The organism is Pseudomonas sp. BS3782 TE3695 (assembly GCF_050435305.1).
Lineage (GTDB): Bacteria > Pseudomonadota > Gammaproteobacteria > Pseudomonadales > Pseudomonadaceae > Aquipseudomonas.
The window spans coordinates 839,254-863,340 of the sequence record NZ_JBNDKB010000001.1 but is presented as its reverse complement, the minus strand read 5'-3'; the positions used below and the strand labels follow the sequence as shown (position 1 = coordinate 863,340).

At 59.1% G+C, this 24,087-nt stretch carries 20 protein-coding genes; 8 read left to right on the top strand and 12 right to left on the bottom strand.

The window, feature by feature from the left end:
* Positions 1-69: 69 nt before the first annotated feature.
* Entirely contained in the window at positions 70-1,686 is a 1,617-nt protein-coding gene (locus ABH909_RS03840; protein WP_429430635.1) for an EAL domain-containing protein, read from the top strand.
* A gap of 10 nt (positions 1,687-1,696) precedes the next feature.
* Here ABH909_RS03840 and ABH909_RS03835 read toward each other — a convergent pair whose 3' ends face one another.
* Both ABH909_RS03835 and algB read right to left on the bottom strand, forming a co-directional pair.
* Positions 1,697-3,487, bottom strand: a complete 1,791-nt coding sequence (locus ABH909_RS03835; protein ID WP_429430633.1) for an ATP-binding protein — start codon at positions 3,485-3,487, stop codon at positions 1,697-1,699.
* Between the two features lie 10 nt (positions 3,488-3,497).
* Positions 3,498-4,844, bottom strand: a complete 1,347-nt coding sequence (gene algB, locus ABH909_RS03830) for a sigma-54-dependent response regulator transcription factor AlgB (RefSeq protein ID WP_429430631.1) — start codon at positions 4,842-4,844, stop codon at positions 3,498-3,500.
* Positions 4,845-5,278: 434 nt separating this feature from the next.
* On the opposite strand from algB, the gene ABH909_RS03825 reads away from it, so the two are divergent.
* From ABH909_RS03825 to ABH909_RS03810, 4 genes are all read left to right on the top strand, one after another.
* Complete coding sequence (locus ABH909_RS03825; protein ID WP_429430629.1) at positions 5,279-5,563, top strand: hypothetical protein; 285 nt, start codon at positions 5,279-5,281, stop codon at positions 5,561-5,563.
* Between the two features lie 82 nt (positions 5,564-5,645).
* Entirely contained in the window at positions 5,646-5,810 is a 165-nt protein-coding gene (locus ABH909_RS03820; RefSeq protein ID WP_003177151.1) for a DUF1328 domain-containing protein, read from the top strand.
* A gap of 752 nt (positions 5,811-6,562) precedes the next feature.
* Entirely contained in the window at positions 6,563-7,894 is a 1,332-nt protein-coding gene (gene gltP / locus ABH909_RS03815) for a glutamate/aspartate:proton symporter GltP (protein WP_253545681.1), read from the top strand.
* 221 nt (positions 7,895-8,115) lie between these two features.
* A complete protein-coding gene (locus tag ABH909_RS03810; protein ID WP_429430627.1) occupies positions 8,116-9,345 on the top strand; it encodes a nucleoside recognition domain-containing protein in 1,230 nt (409 codons plus the stop codon).
* 118 nt (positions 9,346-9,463) lie between these two features.
* On the opposite strand, the gene ABH909_RS03805 is transcribed toward ABH909_RS03810, so the two are convergent.
* The 9 genes from ABH909_RS03805 to ABH909_RS03765 form a co-directional block, all read right to left on the bottom strand.
* Entirely contained in the window at positions 9,464-10,090 is a 627-nt protein-coding gene (locus tag ABH909_RS03805) for an ABC-type transport auxiliary lipoprotein family protein (protein ID WP_429430625.1), read from the bottom strand.
* Complete coding sequence (locus ABH909_RS03800; RefSeq protein WP_429430623.1) at positions 10,087-11,025, bottom strand: MlaD family protein; 939 nt, start codon at positions 11,023-11,025, stop codon at positions 10,087-10,089. The genes ABH909_RS03805 and ABH909_RS03800 overlap by 4 nt, the downstream gene beginning before the upstream one ends.
* Position 11,026: 1 nt before the next feature.
* The gene (locus tag ABH909_RS03795) at positions 11,027-11,830 is read right to left on the bottom strand and encodes an ABC transporter ATP-binding protein (RefSeq protein ID WP_429430621.1); all 804 of its coding nucleotides are present in this window, start codon (positions 11,828-11,830) and stop codon (positions 11,027-11,029) included.
* Positions 11,827-12,975 (bottom strand): MlaE family lipid ABC transporter permease subunit, encoded by a 1,149-nt coding sequence (locus ABH909_RS03790; RefSeq protein WP_427626068.1) that lies wholly within the window; start codon positions 12,973-12,975, stop codon positions 11,827-11,829. The genes ABH909_RS03795 and ABH909_RS03790 overlap by 4 nt, the downstream gene beginning before the upstream one ends.
* Before the next feature lie 54 nt (positions 12,976-13,029).
* On the bottom strand, positions 13,030-14,058 hold the full coding sequence (locus tag ABH909_RS03785) for a DUF5924 family protein (RefSeq protein WP_429430619.1): 1,029 nt from the start codon (positions 14,056-14,058) through the stop codon (positions 13,030-13,032).
* A gap of 256 nt (positions 14,059-14,314) precedes the next feature.
* Complete coding sequence (locus ABH909_RS03780; protein ID WP_429430617.1) at positions 14,315-15,691, bottom strand: M16 family metallopeptidase; 1,377 nt, start codon at positions 15,689-15,691, stop codon at positions 14,315-14,317.
* 56 nt (positions 15,692-15,747) lie between these two features.
* On the bottom strand, positions 15,748-17,406 hold the full coding sequence (locus ABH909_RS03775) for a Na/Pi cotransporter family protein (RefSeq protein ID WP_429430615.1): 1,659 nt from the start codon (positions 17,404-17,406) through the stop codon (positions 15,748-15,750).
* A gap of 344 nt (positions 17,407-17,750) precedes the next feature.
* Positions 17,751-18,518 (bottom strand): TerC family protein, encoded by a 768-nt coding sequence (locus tag ABH909_RS03770; protein WP_429430613.1) that lies wholly within the window; start codon positions 18,516-18,518, stop codon positions 17,751-17,753.
* An 86-nt stretch (positions 18,519-18,604) separates the two neighbouring features.
* Positions 18,605-19,912, bottom strand: coding sequence for a CitMHS family transporter (locus ABH909_RS03765; protein WP_429430611.1), 1,308 nt, complete (start codon positions 19,910-19,912; stop codon positions 18,605-18,607).
* A 321-nt stretch (positions 19,913-20,233) separates the two neighbouring features.
* Between ABH909_RS03765 and ABH909_RS03760 the strand changes: the two genes are divergently transcribed.
* Both ABH909_RS03760 and ABH909_RS03755 read left to right on the top strand, forming a co-directional pair.
* The gene (locus tag ABH909_RS03760; protein ID WP_429430609.1) at positions 20,234-20,635 is read left to right on the top strand and encodes a GFA family protein; all 402 of its coding nucleotides are present in this window, start codon (positions 20,234-20,236) and stop codon (positions 20,633-20,635) included.
* 125 nt (positions 20,636-20,760) lie between these two features.
* Positions 20,761-21,426 carry an NAD(P)-dependent oxidoreductase gene (locus ABH909_RS03755; RefSeq protein ID WP_429430607.1) on the top strand — a complete coding sequence of 222 codons (666 nt, stop codon included), beginning with the start codon at positions 20,761-20,763 and terminating at the stop codon, positions 21,424-21,426.
* Between the two features lie 67 nt (positions 21,427-21,493).
* Here ABH909_RS03755 and ABH909_RS03750 read toward each other — a convergent pair whose 3' ends face one another.
* Positions 21,494-22,444, bottom strand: coding sequence for a choline sulfate utilization transcriptional regulator (locus tag ABH909_RS03750; protein ID WP_429430605.1), 951 nt, complete (start codon positions 22,442-22,444; stop codon positions 21,494-21,496).
* Between the two features lie 114 nt (positions 22,445-22,558).
* Between ABH909_RS03750 and betC the strand changes: the two genes are divergently transcribed.
* Entirely contained in the window at positions 22,559-24,073 is a 1,515-nt protein-coding gene (gene betC, locus ABH909_RS03745; RefSeq protein WP_429430603.1) for a choline-sulfatase, read from the top strand.
* Positions 24,074-24,087 lie beyond the last annotated feature (14 nt).

Here is a 24,087-nt window from a genome sequence, read left to right as displayed (position 1 = left end):
GCCCGCCCGACGGTCAGCGCTTTTTCCAAATCAGCAGCTATAACTCATTGGTAATTCTTCGGATATTCCATGATGCCTGCTGCTCGGGAGAGACTGCATAGCTGGTTCTATCGCCCCTGGTTTTTGGCGATGCTGGCTACTGCCTTGAGCGCAACGCTTCTAACGGTCGGCAGTCTGTTCGTGGCGATGCATCAGGTCGAGCAAAACGAAAGCCGGGAAATGAATGCCCAGGGAGAACGCTTTCTGGTCCGGCTGGAGCAGCTGTTCGGGCAATTGCGCGAGAGCCTCGATGACCTGGAAGCCCAACCGCTGCGAGGTTGCGATGACGAAATGATCGCCACCCTGCAGCAAGTCAGTTTCAATTACCGCTTCGTTTATGAAGCCGTTTATATGGACACTTCGCGAACCTGCTCCAATCGCCCCCGCCAGGAAGGGGTATCGCTGATCCGACCGCCGGACATCAAGGGCCCCACTTACAGCTATTGGCTGAACACCACCACCGAACCCGATGAGAACCGCGCCGCACTGATGCTTGGGCGTGGCAATTTCCGGGTTGCGACATCGCGCGGGCATTTGACCGACATGGTCGATTTGTCTGCGGGCAGCAGCCTGTTGGTGGTGCTCGACCACGGCACCCGGGCGATTCCGGTGCTCGGTATCGCGCAGCCCTGGCCTCCCACAGAACCCTGGCCCCCGAAAAGCCCCGATGCGCTGCAAGTCACCCCTACCCGCCTGATTTACCGAATGCCCACTAACACCCGCGAATACCAGCTGGTACTGATCACCCCACGTACCGGAATGCATGTGCCGGCAGTATGGTGGTGGCTACTGCCGGCCAGCCTGGCGCTGAGTGCCTGTGTAGGCATTCTGGTGTTTTTGCTGGTACGCCAGCGTCAGTCGCTGGATGCCGAGCTGCAAGGCGCCATGCGGCGAGGCGAGCTACAGGTGTTGTATCAACCGATCTTTGACCTCGACAGCCGCAACTGCGTCGGCGCTGAGGCCCTGTTGCGCTGGCGCAGACCGGACGGCACGCTGACCAGTCCCGACCTGTTCATTCCGATGGCTGAGAATACCGGCCAGATCCGCCAGATGACCGACTTCGTCTTACAGCGCTTGCTGGAACAGCTCGGGCAACTGTTGCGGTCCAATCCGCAGTTGTACATCTCGGTCAACCTGGCGGCCTGCGATGTCATGGTGCCGCGTATCGGCCAGGTGATGGCGCGTCTGCTGAGCATGCACCGGGTGGCGGCCAGGCAAATTGCCTTTGAAGTGACCGAGCGCGGATTGGTGGATGTGGTGGTGGCCAGAGAAAACCTGCAAGCCCTGCGGGATGTCGGGCATCAAGTGCTGATCGACGATTTTGGCACCGGCTATTGCAGCCTTGCCTACCTGCAAACCCTACCGGTGGACTGCCTGAAAATCGACAAGGCGTTTATCGACGCGTTGGGACATGACGCCGCCAGCAGCGGCGTGGCACCGCACATCATTCGCATGGCCCAGGCCCTGCAACTCAAGGTGATTGCCGAAGGCATTGAACATGAAGCCCAAGCGGTGTTTTTGAGCAGCGAAGGGGTGAAATTCGGTCAGGGTTGGCTGTTCGCCCACGCCCTGAGCGCTGTGCAGTTCATCGAACTGATTACCCGTGGCCGCCGACTGACTACGCGACGCCAGGATGACGAAGCCTGAGGGCACCAGTTTATATTGCCAGCGCCATGTAGAACTGGGTCCCCTGCCCCGGCCGCGAATAGACACCCATCCGCCCGCCGTGCAACTGCACGATTTCCTTGCACAGCGCCAGACCCAGCCCGGCACCGCCCTTTTTGCGACCGACCTGAACGAAGGGCTCGAAGATCCGTCCCTGTTGGCCATAGGCAATGCCTTCGCCGTTGTCCTCGACGCTGATAATCATCCGCTCACCATGGCGCCGGGCCTGCAAACGTATCAGTCCGTCGTGGGAGGTATGGCGCAAGGCGTTGTCGATCAGGTTGTCGAGCACCCGTTCCAGCTGCGCCTGATCGGCTTGCAAGCGCGGCAACGGCCCCTGCACTTCCACCAGCAGCTCGATACCTTTTTCCTGCGCCGAGCGGGCAAAACGTGTCTGGGCCTGATCCAGCAAGTCTTCGATGGAGCACGGTGCCAGGGTGAGTTTTTGCAGGCCGTTTTGATAGCGAGAGAAATTCAGCAAGTCGTTGATCAACTGCATCAGGCGCTGCATTTCTTCGTTGACGGTATCCAGCAGGTCAGCTTCGCGGGAGTCTGCGGCAAAATGCGTGCGCTCGCGGAACAGGCCGAATGCCATGTGCATCCCGGTAACCGGTGTGCGCAACTCATGGGAGGCGCGCAAGACGAACTCACTGCGTACCCGTTCGAAGGCACGCTGTTCGGTGACGTCATGCAACACCATCACGGCACCGAGAATATGGCCCTGGGTATGGCTGACCGGCGTCAGGCTATAGGTCAGCAATCGCGACTCGCCATCGACCTCGATACTCAGGTCTTCCGGCGCTCGTTCCAGGGTGCCCCCGCGCAATACCAGTTGCAGTTGTTCATCCAGCTCGGGACGCTCAAGCGCCGTGCCCAAACCTTGGCCGAGACGATCGGTGTTCCAGCCTAACTGACGCTGAGCCACCGGGTTGAGGTGCTCGAGATGTCCTTGGCGATCAATGATCAGTAAACCATCGTCGATGCTGTCGAGTACCGCTTGCAAGCGTTGCTGACCCGCAAGCAGCTCGTCGATATTGGTAGCCTGGTGCTCACGCAAAGCCTCGGCCATGATGCCGAAGCGGCGGGTCAGTTGGTTCATTTCCACCGCGGAAGAAATCGGCAAGGTCACTTCGAAATTACCTTGGCCGATGTTGTCGGCCGCTGCGGCCAAGGCTTCGATCGGAGCGCCGAACCGCCGGGCGATCGCATGGGCGGTAATGAAGCCGATGAACAGCACCGCCACCCCGACCAACCCAAGCAGGCCGGCAATCAGCAGTGCTCGCTCCCGGGACTTGCGTTCGATCTCGGTGATGTTGTTCAGTGCGCGTTTTTGTTCAGAGATCAAACCGTTACGCAACGCGTTGAATTTTTCCGCGAGATCCCCGTCACCACCAACTACCTGGATAGGAGCACGGGAAAGATCAAAGGACTGCAGCAGGTTCTGATAATCAGCCTTGGCCTTTTTGAAACCATACTGGGCACCCTCGCTGGACGGTTCGCGAGCAATGCCTTCGTCAAACAATTCAAGGGAATGCTGTTTGGACGCCTCGAACGCCCCGGAATCCGGTTGCTCATCGAGCATGATGATCAGTTGATCACCCAGGGCCTGACGCAGCTTCAACCCCAGATCCAGCGTGACGAAGTTGTCACGGATCAGGGCTTCCTGAGTCCCTGCCATCTGCATCACGCTGACCAGCCCGAGCAAGAGCCCCAGCAGCGCCACAGTGATAAGTGCGGAAATACTCAGAAACAGCCGAGTGCGCAACGTCATCGCCAATTTCATCGGTTACCACTCACAAGTTGTACTGCTTGCGTTTGCGGTACAGGGTCGAGGCATCGATACCCAAGGTTTTGGCCGCCTGATCCAGCGTGTCGGCCGTGGCGAGCACCGCGCCGATGTGAGCTTTTTCCAACTCATCCAGGCTCAGCGCAGCACCAATGCGCGGCGTGTGGTTGGTCGGGGTTTCGGCCATGCCCAAGTGGCTGAGCTCCACGCGCTCCTGCGGACAAATAATGCTCGCGCGCTCCACCACGTTGCGCAGCTCGCGAATGTTGCCCGGCCAGCGGTAGCTCAGCAGCGCTTCGCGGGCCTCGTCGCTGAAACACCGGGCTGGACGCGAGTATTCCTTGACGAAACGCGCCAGGAAGCGGTCAGCCAGGTTCAAAATGTCTTCCCTGCGCTCGCGAAGTGGCGGCAGGTGCAAGGTGATGACGTTCAGACGATAGAGCAAGTCTTCACGAAAACGACCATCGCGAACCATGTCTTCCAGGTTGAGGTTCGTGGCGGCGAGGATTCGCACATCGGCGCGACGGGTTACCGGGTCGCCCACGCGTTCGTATTCCTTGTCCTGAATGAAACGCAGCAATTTTGGTTGCAAGGTTAGGGGAAAATCGCCGATCTCATCAAGAAACAATGTTCCGCCGTCGGCCTGGTTGACCCGACCCAAGGTGCTTTCGCTGGCTCCGGTGAATGCTCCGCGACTATGGCCGAAAAGCTCGCTGTCCATTAATTCGGCAGTCAGGGACGGGCAATTGATGGTGATGCAGGATTTCTTCTGGCGTTTGCTCCAGCCGTGAATGGCTCGTGACAATTCACCTTTACCGGTGCCGGACTCGCCGAGAATCAGGATGTTGGCGTCGGTACTGGCGACCTGGCGTGCAGTTTCGAGCACCACTTTCATCGCCGGGCTGTGGGAATCCAGACCCTCCTTGGGTTTGCGCACTTCACCTTCGAGGGCTTCCAGGCGCGCCGATAGTTGCCGAACTTCCAGCTGTTTGGCAGTGGCCAGACGCAACTGGTCGGGGCTGCAAGGTTTGACCAGGTAGTCGGCGGCACCGGCCTGAATCGCATCCACGGCAGTGTCCACGGCAGAGTGAGCAGTGACGATTACCACCCGCATCCAGGGCGCCTGGATGCGCATCTGGGCCAGCACATCCAGGCCGTTATCTTCGCCCAGACGCAAATCGAGGAAGCACAGATCAAACACCTGGCGCTGCAACAAGGCTTCAGCCTGAGCCGCGCTGGTCGCCGTAGCCACGCTATAGCCTTCGTCTTCGAGGCAATAGCGAAAGGTTCGAAGGATGGCGGACTCGTCGTCCACCAGCAGAATGCGGCCTTGATGCTCAGTGGCTGATTCCATGTTCCTGCGCTCCTTTAATTGTTGAAATGGGTTAAGCCCGAAAAAATCGGGCAAGTTGCATGATTGATTGTGGCCGATTTCAGCCATAGCAGTGGTGCTATCTACTTCTTAATAAGATAACCAATTGATTTATTTAATTTTTTATTAACCAATCGTCTTTCGGCAATTGCCTGCGTCCCTTTCTGACATCCGCGCCCTTCCTTCAATTCCAAAAATATTGAAAGTTTTGGCGAGTCCATCGTGCATTCCGCACGACCCTGAATGGGACATCGTGCAGGATGCGTCCGAACCTATTTTCACAATCTCTATAACTCATTGATTTTTATCAGATTAAACCGGACAAAAAGGTGGCATGCAGGCTGCAGGTATCTGAGTAATCAGGGCATCTGATAAATCAGTGCCCGCCAACCTACCCAGAGAGGGAGGACTTCAGGATGAACCGCCAAGGTGCCGCCCGATTGCGTATCTCGCCACTGCATCTCCAGCAAGGTTTGTTTGCCCTGCTGGCCTTGTTGATCACGCTGATTGGCGGCCAGCAGTTCTTGCGCTGGGAACAGAGCCAGCAGCCAGAGACGCCGCACCTGTCGATTCCACACGCACTCCAAACCCATTTCAGCGCGGTCAGCAGCAACCTGGCTGACAGCGACTCGATGCGAATGATGGATGTCGACCAGGCCCAGCCTGTGGACGAGACGTCTCAGGAGCGTTGGGTGTTTTAAGTAAACGAACTTGGCGCGCTCAACGCGCCGGGATAAGCACCACAAGCAACACCTTTAAATAGAAGCCGTAAGGAGAATCACCATGTTGAGCTGGGCAATCACATTCCTGATCATTGCCATCATCGCTGCAGTATTGGGCTTCGGTGGTATCGCGGGCACCGCCACAGGTATCGCCAAGATTCTCTTTGTCGTATTCCTGGTGATGTTCATTGCTTCCTTCTTCTTTGGCCGCCGCGGTCGAGGCTGAACATGAGCATTTCGTTAGCCGCCCTGCTGCTGGGCGGCAGTGCCCATTAAAAAAGATCCGGGTATTGAGTTTCGAAATACGAAAGAGGCCACAGCGCCTTTTTCCACTGCGCTACCCGAGGACGGTAGGCGCATGACCAAGGGGCCGGGACGTTCTGACTGTTTCAGAGTCGGAGTGACCTACGGGTACAGGGAGTACCTGCGCAAGGGCCGGGTCAGGCAAGCTGCGCCGCAAGTTCGTCGGGGCCAGAGCGGCTCGACGAACTTGCGGAGAGCTTCAACGTGCAAAACGTTGATCTAGAGCACTCAGCTCATCTGTTCTTAGTGCATATTCCCCGCAAAACCGTTTCGCGGTGTTTCTTCGTGACCGTATATCGAGAAAGCTCCGACTTTCCCGATAAGAGAATTCGCAGCCAAACGTAGGCTTTTTCCTAAATTTTCGCTTATTTAAAAACCTTCGTCCTGCGCTGAAATGGCCGGCATACGGCACTTATGCCCGCCTGAATGTCGTATTCAAACCGGTTGGGACGCGGGTTTCAGTTGGAAAATCTCATGCCGATTCGGCATAGGGTAGGCGTTTACGGCATTAGACGGCGCTTCCCTGCATCGGAATAGTTGCGCCTTTTTCGCTGCCTGAGAGCTGTAAATGCTCGCTCGCGGGGACCTTATACGGGGGCCGATGCAAGAGTTGTTCGCCATGGCGCGTTTCAGTTCATGCATCAGCCTGAGTCAAACGCAAGTAAGGGTAAAGATATGAAGAAGGCAAAGCTTAGCCTCGCCTGGCAGATCCTCATCGGTCTGGTTCTGGGGATAGCAATTGGTGCACTGCTCAACCATTTCAGTGCAGAAAAAGCCTGGTGGATCAGCAACGTGCTGCAACCGGCAGGCGATATCTTTATCCGTCTGATCAAGATGATTGTGATCCCGATCGTGATCTCCTCGCTGATCGTCGGCATTGCTGGCGTGGGCGACGCGAAGAAACTCGGTCGCATCGGTCTGAAGACCATCATCTACTTCGAGATCGTCACCACCATCGCCATTCTGGTCGGTCTGGTGCTGGCTAACGTGGTCCATCCGGGCAGCGGCATCGACATGAGCACCCTGGGGACGGTGGATATTTCCAAGTACCAGGCCACTGCCGCCGAAGTTCAGCATGAACATGCGTTCATCCAGACCATCCTCAACCTGATCCCGTCGAACATTTTCGCGGCCATGGCCCGCGGCGAGATGCTGCCGATCATCTTCTTCTCCGTGTTGTTCGGTCTCGGTCTGTCGAGCCTGCAATCGGACCTGCGCGACCCGCTGGTGAAGATGTTCCAGGGCGTATCGGAAAGCATGTTCAAGGTCACCCACATGATCATGAACTATGCCCCGATCGGCGTGTTCGCATTGATCGCGGTGACCGTGGCCAACTTCGGCTTCGCCTCTTTGCTGCCGCTGGCCAAACTGGTCGTTCTGGTTTACTTCGCCGTTGCTTTCTTCGCCTTCGTGGTGTTGGGCCTGATCGCTCGCCTGTTCGGCTTCTCGGTGATCAAGCTGATGCGCATCTTCAAGGATGAGCTGGTCCTGGCCTACTCCACCGCCAGCTCCGAAACCGTGTTGCCGCGCGTGATCGAGAAGATGGAAGCCTACGGCGCGCCGAAAGCCATTTGCAGCTTCGTGGTGCCGACCGGCTACTCGTTCAACCTCGACGGTTCGACCCTGTACCAGAGCATCGCGGCAATCTTCATTGCGCAGCTCTACGGTATCGACCTGTCGATCAGCCAACAGTTGCTGCTGGTGCTGACACTGATGGTCACCTCCAAAGGCATCGCCGGCGTACCGGGCGTGTCCTTCGTGGTGCTGCTGGCCACCTTGGGCAGCGTCGGTATTCCACTGGAAGGCCTGGCGTTCATTGCCGGTGTTGACCGCATCATGGACATGGCCCGTACCGCGCTGAACGTGATCGGTAACGCCTTGGCCGTGCTGGTCATCGCACGTTGGGAAGGTATGTACGACGACGCCAAGGGCGAGCGCTACTGGAACTCCCTGCCACACTGGCGCAGCAAGGAAAAGCTGCCGGTTGGTGAAATTTCCAGCAACTAATGCATAACCCTTTGTAGGGGCATGACTATGTGGCGAGGGGGCTTGCCCCCGTTCGAGTGCGCAGCGCTCGCAAATGCGGGTCCGCTGCGCGGCCCAACGGGGGCAAGCCCCCTCGCCACATAGCCCCCACAGGGGCCACAGACAAACCCCGGAGAAATCCGGGGTTTGTCGTTTCTGCCTACCCCGCTATCATTCGCCGCATTCTTCGGGGGATTTAACTGATGCTCAATGGCCTGTGGCTAAGCTTCTTCATCGTGGCGGCCGTATCGGCGCTCGCGCAGTGGCTGATCGGCGGCAACGCCGGGATCTTTGCGGCGATGGTGGAGAGCATTTTCGCCATGGCCAAATTGTCGGTCGAGGTCATGGTCCTGCTGTTCGGCACCCTCACCCTCTGGCTGGGTTTTCTGCGGATTGCCGAAAAGGCCGGAATCGTCGAATGGCTGGCCAAAGCGTTGGGCCCGCTGTTCCTGCGCCTGATGCCGGAGGTGCCGCCCGGGCATCCGGCCATCGGTTTGATCACCCTCAACTTCGCCGCCAATGGCCTGGGCCTGGACAACGCCGCCACGCCGATCGGCCTCAAAGCCATGAAGGCGCTGCAAGAGCTCAACCCCAGCGACACCATCGCCAGCAACGCGCAAATCCTCTTTCTGGTGCTCAACGCCTCGTCCCTGACCCTGCTGCCGGTGACGATTTTCATGTACCGCGCCCAACAAGGTGCGCCCGATCCGACCCTGGTGTTCCTGCCCATTCTGCTGGCCACCAGTTGTTCGACCCTGGTGGGCTTGTTGTCGGTGGCGTTCATGCAGCGTCTGCGCCTGTGGGATTCGGTGGTGCTCGCCTACTTCATTCCCGGCGCCTTGGCACTCGGTGCGTTCATGGCGCTGCTGGCGACGCTCTCGGCGACCGCTCTGGCGAGCCTGTCATCGATCCTCGGCAATCTGACGCTGTTCGGGCTCATCATGCTGTTTCTGGTGATCGGCGCATTACGCAAAGTGAAGGTCTACGAGGCGTTCATCGAAGGCGCCAAAGAAGGCTTCGACGTGGCCAAGAACCTGCTGCCGTATCTAGTGGCGATGCTCTGCGCCGTGGGCGTGCTGCGGGCATCCGGGGCGCTGGATTTCGGTCTGGACGGGATTCGTCATCTGGTGGAATGGGCCGGTTGGGACACCCGCTTCGTCGACGCGCTGCCGACGGCCATGGTCAAACCCTTCTCCGGCAGCGCCGCACGGGCAATGCTGATCGAAACCATGAAAACCTCTGGCGTCGACAGCTTCCCGGCGCTGGTGGCGGCAACGATTCAGGGCAGTACTGAAACAACCTTTTATGTACTGGCGGTGTACTTCGGCGCAGTGGGCATTCAGCGTGCACGGCATGCGGTGGGGTGTGCGTTGCTGGCGGAATTGGCGGGTGTGCTTGGCGCGATCGGGGTTTGCTACTGGTTCTTCGGTTGACCGAAAATCCTGTGGGAGCGGGCTTGCTCGCGAAGGCGGTGTGTCAGTCAACAGGGATGTTGAATGTACCGGCCTCTTCGCGAGCAAGCCCGCTCCCACATTAGATGTGCGTCCGACTTTATGGCCTTAGCGGCGGCGCAACCTTCTGACCTTGCTCCACCGTCCAAGCCACCACCTGCGCCGTCAATTGATCGCTGGCCAAGCCAAAACCGGTCACCACCGCCGGCACCTTCACATCGCTCAACAGCTGACGCACTTCAAAGCGTCGGCTGGCGAGGATTCGCTGGTCATACCCACGCACCAACAATGCATCCAGGCGCACGACCACGCTCGCCGCCGTGCCTTGGTACTCGGTCTGGAACGCTTGCAGGTTGCCGCCCAGTTCCAGGTCTGCCTGGAAATTACTGTCATCGGTGCTGAGCAACGGCACTCGACCGTCACGCTGGAAACCATCGAGCAGACGATTGCGCAACAGCACCGGTGCCGGATCGCTCCAGCGTGAAGCCTTGTAGCTGCTGATCAGATCACCTTGAGGGATTACGGCGATTTTCGGGTTGTTCAAGGCTTCGCTGGTTTGAGGCTTGGCCAGCCGCAACGACCAGCGCTGCGGCGTGCCGTGATGGGCCGATGCGTCGCGCTGTGCCGACGGCAGTCGATAGACATCGGACGGCTCGGTCTTGGGGAAAATCGAACAGGAAGCGATCAACGCAAAACCGGCGAGGAGGGCGAGATGAGCCAGTTTCATGGCGTGAACTCCTTGTTTTTGTCGCTGCCCAGCAGGTAACCGCTGGGGTTGGCCTCAAGCCGCTGGGAAATGGTCCGCAACGAACTCAAGGTATCGCGCAGCTCACGCACCGCCGGCGCCAGGCCATTGAGGCCCTGCATGCCGCTGTTGAGGGAATCCTGATTGGCGGAGAGCAACGTGTTGATGGTCGCGCTGCTTTGTTCCAGGGACTTCATGGCTTGCTCGGCACTGCCGAACATGTGCTTGCCCTGATCGTTGAGCAGGCCGTTGGCGTTGCGCATCAACGCGGTGGTCTGTTCCAGGGTGGCGCTGGCCTGCTTGCCAACCGAAGCCAGTTGCTGCATCGCCTCACGAATATCGCCGCGCTGATCGGCAATGGTGCCGGTGGTTTGCTCCAGGTGCTCCAGGGTGCTGCTGATACGCGCGACGTTCTGCGAGGAAAACAACTGATTGGCGTTGTGCATCAACACGTTCACGCCCGCCATCAGATCGTTACTGTCATTCATCAACCGGGCAATGGGCGAGGGCGATGCAACGATTGTCGGCAAATTGCCGTCCTTGCCCTTGAGCGTCGGACTTTGTGGCGTGCCGCCGCTGAGCTGGATGATCGAGGTCCCGGTGATCCCGGTCAGCGCCAGCTTGGCCTGAGTGTCTTCTTTGATCGGAGTGTCTCCGCCCAGGCGAATCCGCGCCAACACCCGGCGCGGATCGTTCGGGTCCAGACGCAGCATCACCACGTCGCCGACCTTGATCCCGCTGTACTGCACGGCGCTGCCCTTGGACAGACCGCTGACCGCCTCGTTGAAGACGATTTCGTAATCCTTGAATTCGGTATCGACGCTGGATTTGGCCAGCCACAGACCGAAGAGCAGGGCGCCTGCCACCACTATGACGGTGAACAGGCCGATCAATACGTGATGAGCTCGGGTTTCCATGTCAGACCTCGTTGAGCTGGTTAGCGGCCGTCAGCGCCGCGCGGCCGCGAGGGCCATGGAAGTATTCGTGAATCCACGCATCATCGGTTTCCGACACCTTGTCGATGGCGTCCGCCACCAGCACTTTCTTCTGCGCCAGCACTGCCACCCGGTCGCTGATGGTGTAGAGCGTGTCGAGGTCGTGGGTCACCAGAAACACACTCAGGCCCAAGGCATCGCGCAAGGTCAGGATCAGTTGATCGAAGCCTGCGGCGCCAATCGGATCAAGGCCGGCGGTGGGTTCGTCGAGAAACAGGATGTCCGGGTCCAGCGCCAGTGCTCGGGCCAGGGCTGCGCGTTTGATCATGCCGCCGGACAGTGAAGCAGGGTATTTGTCGGCCGCCGACAACGGCAGCCCGGCCAACGCCATTTTCACTGCCGCCAGGTGCTCGGCGTCGGCACGGCTCAGGCCGGTGTGTTCAATCAGGGGCAGGGCGACGTTCTCGGTCACGGTGAGCGAAGAGAACAAAGCGCCTTTCTGGAACAACACACCGAACCGCCGTTCGACCAGCGAGCGCTCGTGTTCCGACAGGCTCGGCAAGTTCTTGCCGAAGACCTTCACCAGCCCTTCGCTGGGCTGGCGCAGGCCGACAATGCTGCGCAGCAGCACCGATTTGCCGCTGCCGGAACCGCCGACCACCGCCAGAATCTCACCCTTGTATAAGTCCAGGTCGAGATTCTCGTGCACGCTCTGGCGGCCGAAGCGATTGCACAGCCCACGGACTTCGATCACTGCCTCTGAAGGCGCTCGGGGTAAACGACTCACCAGTCCATCTCCATGAAAAACAACGCAGCCACAGCGTCGAGCACGATCACCACGAAAATCGACTGCACCACACTGGACGTAGTGTGCGCGCCAACGGACTCGGCGCTGCCGCTGACCTTGAAGCCCTCGAGGCAGCCGATGGCGGCAATCAGGAACGCAAAAATCGGCGCTTTGACGATCCCCACCAGAAAGTGCTGAACGCCGATGTCCGATTGCAGCAGTGACAGAAACATCGCCGGCGAGATATCCAGCGACAGAGCGCAGACTACGCCACCGCCGACAATCCCTGACAACATCGCCAGAAAGGTCAACATCGGCAGCGCCACCAGCAACGCCAGGACGCGGGGTACTACCAGCAACTCCATCGGGTCGAGGCCGAGGGTGCGGATCGCGTCGATTTCTTCGTTGGCCTTCATCGAACCGATCTGCGCGGTGAACGCACTGGCGGTGCGGCCGGCCATCAAGATGGCCGTGAGCAACACGCCGAACTCCCGCAGAAAAGAGAACGCCACCAGGTCCACGGTGAAAATACTCGCGCCAAAACTCGCCAGCACCGTCGCCCCGAGAAACGCCACCACAGCGCCCACCAGAAACGTCAGCAAGGCAACGATGGGGGCGGCGTCGAGGCCGGTCTGTTCGATGTGGGCGACCATCGGCGTGAGGCGCCAGCGTTTGGGCCGAAACAACCCGCGGGCGATGGTTTCCAGGATCAGGCCGACGAAACCCAACAGTTGCAACGTGTCCTGCCAGACCGCATCGACCGCACGGCCAATACGGGTCAGCAGTTGAATGCCGACGCTGATTTCCGGTTCTTTGATCGGCACGCAGAAATCGGTCAGCGAGCAATACACCGTCTGCAACAAGGCGCGATCCGCGGAGGAAAGGGTGCAATCGGGGTGTTCGGCAGATTTGCCCAGACGCTCGGCCCCCAGTAGCTCCACCAACAATGACGCACCCGCCGTATCGAGCGCGCCGAGGCCATTGAGATCGATGTGGGTGTTGTTGTCGTATTGGCCACGGAGCTTTTCACTCAGGCGGCTGAGATCGGCGTAATGGGCGAGCGTCCAGTCACCCGTGACCCGCAACAGGGCAGGGCTGTGCGAGGTGTCCAGTCGGGCACTGCCAGGCATTGTGCTGCTAGTCATAAGCTCCGTGCTTGTTCGGCTATTACGCAGATCTGACTAATAACACGAACCGCGTTACTTTTCTTTGACGGGTGTGCTGTCCATGACTTTGAAGCGCAACACGCCAATCAACTGACCGTCCTCAGTCAGCACCCGAACCTGCCATTTGCCGGCGGGGTTGCCGGGGAAGTTCTGCTTGTGGGTCCAGGCGCGGTAGCCTTCCTTGCGCCCGCCGTGGATGTCCAGGGGAATACGGTCGACTTCTTTACCGTTGAATATCCAGACGTGATAAATCCGCTCGGCCAGCCCCCGCGGAGCGTTGATCGCCGTGTACGCGTACAACCCACCTCCGCGAATCTGTTCAGCGCTGACTTCTTCCAGGCTCTTACCGGGGGTGCGGTCCTGCATTTGCGTGCTGATCGCCACATCGGTCATCCACAGCGTCGCCGGTGGCACCCAGGAGCGCAGCACCCAACCGGCGGCGCCGATGCCGACGGTGATGCTGAGTATCGCCAGCGCATTGCGCACAGTGCGAATCGGGAAGATCGAGGCCAGGCTGGGGAATGACATCAACATGGCAATGCCCAGCGCCAGCTTGAAGCTCTGGGCGGTGGTCAGGTGCAGGATGACGGGCAGGGCGGTCAGCAGGGCCGCGAACAGGGTCAGGGTGTGCAGCGCCAGGAACGCCCAGCGGCGCGGGGCCAGCCATTTGTAGTAGAGCGGGTCGATGATCGAAATCAGCGCCGCCATGCTCAGTAATCCCGTGAAGAACAACTGGCCACTGTTCCAGGTGGTGGTGATCAAAAAGAATGGCAGGACAAAGAACAGGCTTTCCTGATGGATCATCTGGGTCGCATAACGCAGCAGTGGCTGAGGTATTTCGCGCTTGAAAACCCTGGCAAACAGCTTGGTGAGGCTGTTTTCCAGCATCAACCACACCCAGCTGATCAGCATGATGGCAGTGATCCACGTCGCCAGACCTTGTTGGCGATCCACCAGCATGAAACTGCCGACCCCTGAAATGAAACCACCGAGCGCAATGACCCCGGGATAGCGCTTCATTAATTCCAGAAGGCGCTGTACGTACAGGGTCAGATTCGGCATTCGGCGATTCACAATGGTCGTGGGGAAAATCCTCGACAGGGTACCGCCCGAGGGGCCCCGTGGCGAGGCTTGCGGTCACTTTGATCGAACCCAAAACCCTGTGGCGAGGGAGCTTGCTCCCGCTCGGCTGCGCAGCAGTCGCAATATCGGTGGATGCGGTTTGCCTGATAAACCGGGGTGCCATTTTTTAGGGCCGCTTCGCAGCCCAACGGGGGCAAGCCCCCTCGCCACAGAGCTCCCTCGCCACAGGGATTGGCTATCGTCTGCGGTGAACGCGCCAACCCAATATTCCAAGTACCATCAGTGCAAATCCCCCGACAATCGTCCACATCACCTGGTCATAACTCATCAGCGGCTTCTCGATCCGCAGATACCCCGGCTGCAACAGCAACTTGCGCATTGCCTTGTTCGCCTCGGCCAGTGTCACGTCTTGCAGTGCCTTGGCCGGGTTGACGAAATGGCCATCCTCGTAGTCGCCAAGGGCGCTCCAGTAATAGTCCGCCAGGGCGCTGTTGCCTTGCACGGCCCAGGCCTGGCGAGCGATGGCGGCGTGCTTGAGACGGGCGAAGGTGGCGGCGTCGAGGCCGTTCTTGAGCAGATCGGCTTTAAGCTCATCCAGCATCTGTTCCGCTGCCGGCACGGCGTCGCGATCGAGGTCGGCGTTCAGGCTCATGAAGCCTATCCCGCCAAATACCTCGCGCTCGGCCGAGGGACCGTAGGACAACCCATGGGCCAGGCGCAATTGGCGATAGAGCGCCCAGTCCAGATAGTCCTTGAGCAGGTCGAAGGTTTCGTCATGCTGGTCTTCCAGCACCGGTTCCGGCACCAGCCAGTGCAATTTGGCACCGTCACCGACGAAACCGTTACTCAAATTGCGCACGGGGGCCGCGCTGGCCTGAATGTCTGGCAGCGGCAGGTGAGCGCTAGGCTCAACCGCTTCGAGCGCACCATAGGCCCGTTCCAGATAGGCCGGCAGGAGGCGGTCGAGGTCGCCGACAACGATCAGGGTCATGTTGTTGGGCGCGTACCAGGCGCCGCGCACCGTCTCCAACTGCTCGCGGGTCAGGTGCTCGACTTGCGCGCGCTCGGGGCATTTGAGGCCCAGCTCCACCGCCAACTGATTACTCGCGGTGTGGCCCAGGTCCTGACGATCCAGCCAGCGTTGCAGATGCGAGTAATGCCCGCCATCTTCGCGCTCGACCACTTGCTTGGCGACGTTGATCGCAGGGTCGTCGATACGGGTCTGGGTCAGCAGCGCCAACAGCAGGTCGAGGACTTTGCGCTGGTTTTTCGCCGGCGCTTCAATGACGAAGGTCGTGTCTGCATTGTTCGTATAAGCATTCCATTCGCCGCCCAGGGCCTGCATGCGCTCTTCCAGGCCGCCTTCGCCGGTGGCGTCGATGCCGCTGAACAGCAAGTGTTCGAGCAGATGCGGCAGTTCCTTGTCGGCGCAGCTGAAATCATCCCGGCCTACGCCAACCACCAACCGGATCGCCACATGCCCGCGCTCCGTACCCGGTTTGAGGACCAATTGCAGGCCGTTGCGCAACGTGTAGCCCTCGACCTGAAAGCGATCCAGAGCAAATGAAGGCAGTGAGCCGAGCAACAGACAAGCGAACAGCAGACAACGCATAACGATTTTCCGTACGACCCGCGTAAGTTCAACAGACTTCAGGCAACTGTGGACGTTCAGGGTGAATGAGTGATGTCAGTCAAATCGTCGACCGCCAGGGCACCAGTATCGGACGTGCCCAACACTGCATAGGCGCTGCTGCAGAACAGCGAATTCAAGCGTCTCATGTCAGCAATCAGTTCCAGATGCAGCGAACTGGTCTCGATACTTTGTACGATCTTACGGTTTAAACGGCTGACATGGGCGTGAGCCAGGCGGCGCTCCTGTGCGCGAAAGCGACGTTTCTCACGCAGTAACTGACGGGCACTTTCCGGGTCGGCACTAAGAAACACTGACAACCCCAGACGCAGATTGGAAATCAACTGACTGTGTAGCCCCGCCAACTCTTCCAGGCCCACCTCGGAAAAAGACCGGCGTTGCGAGGTTTTCTGCTGCTGAACCTTGCGCAGCATGCGCTCGATCAGATCGCTGGCCAGTTTCAGGTTAATCGCCAGCTCGATGGTTTCCGCCCAGCGCCGACTGTCCTGCTCGCCAAGGTCTTCGCGGGGCATTTGCGCCAGATAGAGTTTGATAGCGCTGTAGAGCGCTTCGACATCATCGGTCAGGCGACGTATTTCCTGAGTCACGGCGGTCTGCTTGCCGCGCAGCACGGCGAGCATGGCTTCGAGCATGCTGTCGACCAGATCGCCGATGCGCAGGGTTTCCCGGGCAGCATTGGCCAGCGCCAGACTCGGGGTGACCAATGCCGTCGGGTCAAGATGCCGCGGTTTGGCCGTGCCATTGATGTCCGGCCGTTCGGGCAACAGCCACGCACAAAGCTTGGCCATCGGCCCGACGCTGGGCAACAGGATCAGGCAACGCGCGGTGTTGTAGAGCAGGTGGAAGCCGATGACCATTTCCTGAGGGCTGAAGTCGAGGCTGTCGATCCATCGCACCAGCGGGTCGAGCACCGGAATGATCAGTAGCAGGCCGATCAGTTTGTACAAGAGGCTGCCGAGCGCCACCTGACGGCCGGCCGCGTTCTGCATGCTGGTACTGAGGAAAGCCAGAATGCCGCTGCCGATGTTGGCGCCGATCACCAGGCCGATGGCCACCGGCAGGCTGATCACGCTGGCACCGGCGAGGGTCGCGGTCAGCAAAACGGCGGCCAGGCTGGAGTAGGAAATCATCGCAAACAGCGCGCCGACCAAGGCATCGAGCAGAATATCGCCGGTCAGGGAGGCGAAGATGACCTTCACCCCTTGCGCCTGAGTGATCGGCGCGGCGGCCTCGACGATCAGCTGCAGCGCCAGGATGATCAGCCCCAGTCCGATACTGACCCGGCCCATCTGTCCGACCCGGGTCTGCTTGCGCGACAAAAAGAAAATCACTCCGAGGAAAATCAGCAGCGGCGAAAGCCAGGACAAGTCGAGGGTCAGCACCCGCGCCATCAGCGCAGTCCCCACGTCGGCACCGAGCATGGTCGCCAACGCCGGAGTCAGCGCCATCAGGCCCTGACCAACAAACGAGGTCACGAGCATGGCAGTGGCATTACTGCTCTGGACCATGGCGGTCACCATAATCCCGGCAAGAAACGCCAGCCAGCGCCTGGACATGTTATGGGCGATCACATGACGCAAATTGGAGCCATAAACCCGCAAGATGCCGGTTCGGACGATGTGCGTGCCCCAGATCAAAAGGGCCACGGCGGATAGCAGATTGAGCAGGGTGAGCATACAGGCCCCCTGTGGTGGTAGCCGCCCCAGTGGGGCAAGTCGATGGTGCCGCGCTTTTTTCTACGTTCCTTAAGCTGTAGTTGGCTAACGGTCTGGGCGCCAGCATCGCATAGCTAAAGAGGCGATTGAAACAAAACTGTCATTAAACAGTTTGCTTCAGAAACGAACAAAGGGCCGTAGGCCCTTTGTTCTTGTGGCGAGGGAGCTTGCTCCCGCTCGGTTGCGAAGCAGCCGCAATACAGGCCTCCGCGATTTTATTGAGTAATCGCAGTGACTGGTTTCAGGGCCGCTTCGCGGCCCAGCGGGAGCAAGCTCCCTCGCCACAGAGACCCCATTGGGACCGGTTACTGCCCCGGAACATCCTTGCGCAGTTTCACCGGTTCCTGCTGTTTGCGCTTTCTCGCCATGGCGGTGCGCATCTTGATGTTGATCGCTTCCACCGCCAGCGAGAATGCCATGGCGAAGTAGACGTAGCCTTTTGGCAAGTGCACGTCGAGCGATTCGGCGATCAGCACGGTACCCACCAGCAACAGGAACGACAGCGCCAGCATCTTCAGCGACGGGTGCTTGTCGATGAACGCGCTGATGGTGCCCGAGGCCATCATCATCACCAGTACGGCAACAACGATCGCCGCGACCATCACCGGTACGTGGGACACCATGCCCACCGCGGTGATCACCGAGTCCAGCGAGAACACGATGTCGATGATCGCGATCTGGATGATGGTGTACAGGAAATTGCCGCCCTTGCCCGAAGGCTCGTCGCCGCTTTCGTCTTCACCTTCCAGCGCGTGGTACATCTCTTGCGAGCTTTTCCACAGCAGGAACAGACCACCGAAGAACAGGATCAGGTCACGCCCGGAAATACCCTGGCCGAATACTTCGAACAGATCGGTTGTGAGGCGCATGACCCAGGTGATCGACAGCAGCAACAGGATCCGCGTGATCATGGCCAGTGCCAGGCCGAAAATCCGGGTGCGCGCCTGCATGTGCTTGGGCATGCGGCTGACCAGGATCGAGATCATGATGATGTTGTCGATGCCCAGGACGATCTCCAGGGCAGTCAGGGTGAAGAAGGCAACCCAGATTTCAGGGTTGGTCAGCCATTCCATGTGTATTCCTTTGAGCGAGTGTTTAAACCACAAAGGGCCCAGGCTTCAAACAACAAAGCCTGGACCCGTCATGGTAAGTCTTGGGCTTATAGAGTGCTGAACAGCGGGAAAATCCCCATCAGCAATGCAGCGACCAGTATGCACAGGCAAACCAGCACTGCCCACTTCAAGGTGAACCGCTGATGATCACCGAATTCGATACCGGCCAGGGCCACCAACAGGTAAGTCGATGGTACCAGCGGGCTCAGCAAGTGGACGGGCTGACCGACGATCGAGGCACGTGCCATTTCCACCGCGGTTATACCGTAATGACTGGCGGCTTCGGCAAGTACCGGTAACACGCCGTAATAAAATGCATCGTTCGACATGAAAAACGTGAACGGCATGCTGACCAGCGCGGTGATCACAGCCAGGTACGGGCCGAGGAAATCGGGGATAACCGCCAGCAGGCTTTTCGACATGGCATCGACCATGCCGGTGCCCGACAGGATACCGGTGAAGATACCCGCGGCAAAGATCAACCCGACCACCGCCAGCACGCTACCCGCGTGGGCCGCAACGCGATCCTTCTGCATTTGCAGGCAAGGGTAGTTGACGATCATCGCGATACTGAACGCCACCATGAACAGCACTGGCAACGGCAACAGGCCGGCGACCAGCGTGCACATCAGCGCCAGGGTCAAGGCGCCGTTGAACCAGATCAGCTTTGGACGACGGGCATCCGGGAACTGCGAAACGCTGATTTCGCTGTGATCGACTTCATCACCGACCAGGTGCAGTTCACCCAGACGCGCACGCTCGCGTTTACCGTAGAAGTAGGCAATCGCCAGGATCGCCACCACGCCGGCCAGCATTGCTGGAATCATTGGCACTAAGATATCGGACGGATCGACATGCAGCGCACTGGCCGCACGAGCCGTCGGGCCACCCCAAGGGGTCATGTTCATCACGCCGCCGGCGAGGATGATCAGACCGGCCATGATCCGCGGGCTCATGCCGATGCGGCTGTAGAGCGGCAGCATGGCGGCCACGCAGATCATATAAGTGGTCGCGCCGTCACCATCAAGGGAAACGACGAGCGCCAGAACGGCGGTGCCGACCGAAACTTTCAACGGGTCGCCCTTGACCAGTTTGAGGATCTTGCGCACGGCCGGGTCGAACAGACCGGAGTCGATCATCAGGGCGAAGTAGAGAATGGCGAACATCAGCATCACGCCGGTCGGCGCGAGCTTGGTGATGCCTTCAAGCATCATCGGGCCGATCTTCGGCGAGAAACCGCCGAACAGGGCAAAGATAATCGGGATGATGATCAGGGCGATCAGCGCGGACAGGCGCTTGGTCATGATCAGGAACATGAACGTGATGACCATGGCGAAGCCAAGGAAAGTCAGCATAGGAATACTCCAGGCGTAGCGCGGCTAGGGAATGGCGAACCGGATGGGGTCAGCGCAGAACGGGAAGCACGAGACGTACGGGCGGAGTGACAGCGAAGAGGCGGGTAGTAGCGGACATCAGAATCACCATTGTTGTTGTTTAATGGACCGGGCGGGCGATAAAACACTCGCATTGGCCAACCGGTCTGTTGCCGGCAGTGAGGGCGATCCTAATCGGGGAAGCTTTCAGCCAGCTTTCGCGAGTGAAAGCATTGACCGAATGTACAACCGGTCGTCGGGCCGGGTTTAGAGTCCGTAAACACGGGGTCAGGAGCAAAAGACATGGGCGAATTTCACACCGGCGGCTGCCACTGCGGACAAATGCGCTATCAATTCAGCGGGCCATTGCACGGCATCGCTCACTGCCATTGCTCGATTTGCCGACGGGTCAGCGGAGGAATCGTGACCACCTGGATCACCGTCCCTGCGTCGACATTTGCCTGGGTGAAAGGTACGCCGTCGCGGTACGAATCTTCATCCACCTGCGTACGCTATTTCTGCCCGAACTGTGGGGCGCAACTTGCGCTGGTAACGCAGCTCAGCCCCAAGACCATCGATGTGACCATCGCCACCCTCGACCATCCCGAGCAGGCGCCGGCCGAGCGGCATATCTGGACCGACAGTCGTTTACCGTGGCTTCATCTGGACGAGCACTTGCCTGGCGAGGCAGAGGAACAACTCTGATCAGAAAACAAACGGGCGTGGTAAACCCTTGATCGTTTGCATCTGGCTCCCTCTGAACCTTGTCGAACCCTCACCGCTTCTCGCAGGTCACACACCATATAGGCAGGAAAGTAGGGAGCACGGCCATGAAAAATGCCGAAACCCCGGTGGTGAAGGTAGTGCTTTATGGTGCCATGAGTAGCCTGGGCAGTGCGCTGATGGCTGAAATGCTACGCCGCCAGCATGAAGTAATCGCGATTATCGATGATCTGACCGCACTCGCGCCGCGCCCGGGTTTACGCACCAAGACCGGCGATCTGTTCGATGCCAATCGAGTCAAGCAGAGCGTGGCCGGCTGTTCAGCGGTGATTTGCCTGCTCGATGCGCCAGGGTTGCCGATGAACAGTGAGCACATCGAAAAAAAATTTGTGCCCGGCCCGGTCGAGGAGGTACTGGCAGTCGATGCACTGATCGACGGCATGCAGGCTGCAGGCATTGCCCGGCTGTTTGTGGTGGGCGATTTCGAGGTGCTGGATGACCCGGAAATAGACGACCCGTTACAACGCCACGCCGCCGAAGAAATTCGCGAAGCTCTGCAAAGCAGCTCGTTGCACTGGACCCTGGTGAATGCACCACGGCGCGTGCCCGGGCTGACCATCGAGCATTTCAGTCATGTCAGCAGTAGCCTGGAACCTGGCATGGCCGCAGCGCTGGAGCAATTGAACAGGGTCGCCACAGGGATTGCCGATGAACTGCACCTGAACCTGCATGTGGGTGAGCATGTGAGTTTTGTTGGGACTTCGGAATCATAAAAGATCGCAGCCTTCGGCAGCGCCCACAGGCGCGTAGGAGCTGCCGAAGGCTGCGATCTTTTTGCATTCACACCGCAATCGAAGGTAAAGGGAGACCATTGAGCGATTGCGCACTACTGGCCTGTTCCGCCATCAACCAATCCACAAACAGTTGAATCAACGCCCCACGCCGTTTGCGCTGGGGCAGAACCACGTAATACCCCAGCCGGGAAATGACCGTCTCGGCAATCGGGCGACATAACAGACCTTGCGCCAACAAGTTATCCACAAGGTGCCGCCACCCGATCGCAACGCCCTGTCCGCCAATTGCCGCCTGGATCAACAAGGTGTAATTGTCGAAGCGCAGTTGCCCCGGAGCCGGGGCCGAGGTGATTCCCAGCTTGCGAAACACGCCGCTCCAGTCGAACCAGTTGCTGCTGTGTTCGCCTCGCAGGTGCAGCAGCGGAAACTCCAGCAATGCCTGAGCCGGCAAGGGCAGGGGACGGTCCTTCAACAGCAGCGGGCTGCACACCGGAAACACTTCTTCGCTGAACAGCCAATGGCTCTCGCCTTGCTTGAACCGGCCATCGCCGAATAGCACCGCCACATCGATATCGGTTCGCAGCATGTTGTGGCTGCGTTCACTGGTGACCAGGCTGACGTCCACGTGCGGATTGGCGGTATGGAAGCGGTGCAGACGTGGCATCAGCCAATACGCCGCGAAGGCAAAATCGGTGGCCACTTGCAACACCTCGTGCTGTTGCTGTGCGCTGATTGCGTTTAATCCTGCATCGATATTCTGCAAACCGAGCTGAACTTGCTCAAACAAGATGGATCCGGCCTCGGTGAGTTCAATACCACGATAAATCCGGTCAAACAGCCGTGTAGCGAGCTGCTCTTCCAATCGTTTGATCTGCTGGCTGATGGCCGGTTGCGTGGTGCCAAGCTCCACCGCGGCGGCGGTGAAGCTGCGTTGCCGGGCCGCGGCTTCAAAGGCACGCAGCAGGTCCAGGGACAAATCACCAAGGGCGTCATACATAAGCTGTGCTTATCCTAGTCATTGCCTGGCATGGGCTTTACCACAAAGATAATGGACTCCATGCTCGATCACAGCACTCTCGCATAAATATCCACTATGGAATGCCGCGATCACATGAAGCGCAAAAATATTCTTTTCATCATGGCCGATCAAATGGCCGCGCCAATGTTGCCGTTCTACGGTCCTTCGCCTATTAAACTGCCGAATCTCAGCCGCCTCGCCGCCGAAGGCGTGGTGTTCGACGCCGCTTATTGCAATAGCCCTCTTTGCGCGCCGTCGCGTTTTACTTTGGTCAGTGGGCAATTACCGAGCAAGATCGGCGCCTACGACAACGCGGCCGATTTCCCCGCCGACGTGCCGACTTATGCCCATTACCTGCGTCGCCTGGGTTACCGCACCGCGTTGTCGGGCAAGATGCATTTCTGCGGCCCGGACCAGTTGCACGGCTATGAAGAACGCCTCACTAGCGACATCTACCCGGCCGACTATGGTTGGGCGGTGAACTGGGACGAGCCGGACGTGCGCCCAACCTGGTATCACAACATGTCGTCGGTGCTGCAAGCCGGGCCGTGCGTGCGCACCAATCAGCTGGATTTCGACGAAGAGGTGGTGTTCAAGGCCCAGCAATACCTGTTCGACCACATCCGCGAGGAGGGCGATCAGCCGTTCTGCCTGACCGTGTCGATGACTCACCCACATGATCCATACACGATTCCCAAGGCTTTTTGGGAAATGTACGACGACGCCGACATCCCTTTGCCCGAAACACCCCCGCAGGATCAACTCGATCCTCACTCCCAGCGTTTGCTCAAGGTCTATGACCTGTGGAACAAGCCGCTGCCTGTGGATAAGATCCGCGATGCGCGCCGTGCCTATTTCGGTGCGTGCAGTTATATCGACAGCAACGTCGGCAAACTGCTGCAAACCCTCGAGGAAACCGGGCTGATCGATGACACCATCATCGTCTTCTCCGGTGACCACGGCGACATGCTCGGCGAGCGCGGCCTCTGGTACAAAATGCACTGGTACGAAATGGCTGCCCGTGTACCGCTGTTGATCAGTGCACCAGGGCAATTCGGGGCTGGGCGGGTCAGCGCAGCGGTGTCCACTGCCGACCTGCTACCGACCTTTGTGGAATTGGCCGGCGGCTCGCTGGAACCGGGTTTGCCGCTGGACGGCCGCTCGCTGGTTTCGCATCTGCAAGGGCAGGGCGGTCACGACGAAGTGTTCGGTGAATTCATGGCTGAAGGCACCATCAGCCCGTTGATGATGATTCGCCGCGGCGCTTACAAATTCATCTACAGCGAAGACGACCCTTGCCTACTCTTCGATGTACATAACGACCCGAAGGAACAGGAAGAACTAAGCCAATCGCCGCAATATCGGCAGCTTTTCGAGGAGTTTCTCGCCGAAGCGCGGGCCAAATGGGATATCCCGGCGATCCACCAACAGGTGCTCGCCAGTCAGCGACGCCGGCGTTTCGTCGCTGATGCCCTGACCATCGGCAAGCTGAAGAGCTGGGATCACCAGCCGCTGGTGGACGCCAGCCAGCAGTACATGCGCAACCACATCGACCTCGACGATCTGGAACGCAAAGCACGTTATCCACAACCCTGCCAAAACCAATAATGTTAAGGGGAAGT

Excerpts from the sequence above, each read along its gene's own strand:
- ABH909_RS03840 (WP_429430635.1), top strand. The coding sequence starts at position 70 with ATGATGCCTGCTGCTCGGGAGAGACTGCATAGCTGGTTCTATCGCCCC.
- ABH909_RS03835 (WP_429430633.1), bottom strand. The coding sequence starts at position 3,487 with ATGAAATTGGCGATGACGTTGCGCACTCGGCTGTTTCTGAGTATTTCC.
- algB (WP_429430631.1), bottom strand. The coding sequence starts at position 4,844 with ATGGAATCAGCCACTGAGCATCAAGGCCGCATTCTGCTGGTGGACGAC.
- ABH909_RS03825 (WP_429430629.1), top strand. The coding sequence starts at position 5,279 with ATGAACCGCCAAGGTGCCGCCCGATTGCGTATCTCGCCACTGCATCTC.
- ABH909_RS03820 (WP_003177151.1), top strand. The coding sequence starts at position 5,646 with ATGTTGAGCTGGGCAATCACATTCCTGATCATTGCCATCATCGCTGCA.
- gltP (WP_253545681.1), top strand. The coding sequence starts at position 6,563 with ATGAAGAAGGCAAAGCTTAGCCTCGCCTGGCAGATCCTCATCGGTCTG.
- ABH909_RS03810 (WP_429430627.1), top strand. The coding sequence starts at position 8,116 with ATGCTCAATGGCCTGTGGCTAAGCTTCTTCATCGTGGCGGCCGTATCG.
- ABH909_RS03805 (WP_429430625.1), bottom strand. The coding sequence starts at position 10,090 with ATGAAACTGGCTCATCTCGCCCTCCTCGCCGGTTTTGCGTTGATCGCT.
- ABH909_RS03800 (WP_429430623.1), bottom strand. The coding sequence starts at position 11,025 with ATGGAAACCCGAGCTCATCACGTATTGATCGGCCTGTTCACCGTCATA.
- ABH909_RS03790 (WP_427626068.1), bottom strand. The coding sequence starts at position 12,975 with ATGACTAGCAGCACAATGCCTGGCAGTGCCCGACTGGACACCTCGCAC.
- ABH909_RS03785 (WP_429430619.1), bottom strand. The coding sequence starts at position 14,058 with ATGCCGAATCTGACCCTGTACGTACAGCGCCTTCTGGAATTAATGAAG.
- ABH909_RS03780 (WP_429430617.1), bottom strand. The coding sequence starts at position 15,691 with ATGCGTTGTCTGCTGTTCGCTTGTCTGTTGCTCGGCTCACTGCCTTCA.
- ABH909_RS03775 (WP_429430615.1), bottom strand. The coding sequence starts at position 17,406 with ATGCTCACCCTGCTCAATCTGCTATCCGCCGTGGCCCTTTTGATCTGG.
- ABH909_RS03770 (WP_429430613.1), bottom strand. The coding sequence starts at position 18,518 with ATGGAATGGCTGACCAACCCTGAAATCTGGGTTGCCTTCTTCACCCTG.
- ABH909_RS03765 (WP_429430611.1), bottom strand. The coding sequence starts at position 19,912 with ATGCTGACTTTCCTTGGCTTCGCCATGGTCATCACGTTCATGTTCCTG.
- ABH909_RS03760 (WP_429430609.1), top strand. The coding sequence starts at position 20,234 with ATGGGCGAATTTCACACCGGCGGCTGCCACTGCGGACAAATGCGCTAT.
- ABH909_RS03755 (WP_429430607.1), top strand. The coding sequence starts at position 20,761 with ATGAAAAATGCCGAAACCCCGGTGGTGAAGGTAGTGCTTTATGGTGCC.
- ABH909_RS03750 (WP_429430605.1), bottom strand. The coding sequence starts at position 22,444 with ATGTATGACGCCCTTGGTGATTTGTCCCTGGACCTGCTGCGTGCCTTT.
- betC (WP_429430603.1), top strand. The coding sequence starts at position 22,559 with ATGAAGCGCAAAAATATTCTTTTCATCATGGCCGATCAAATGGCCGCG.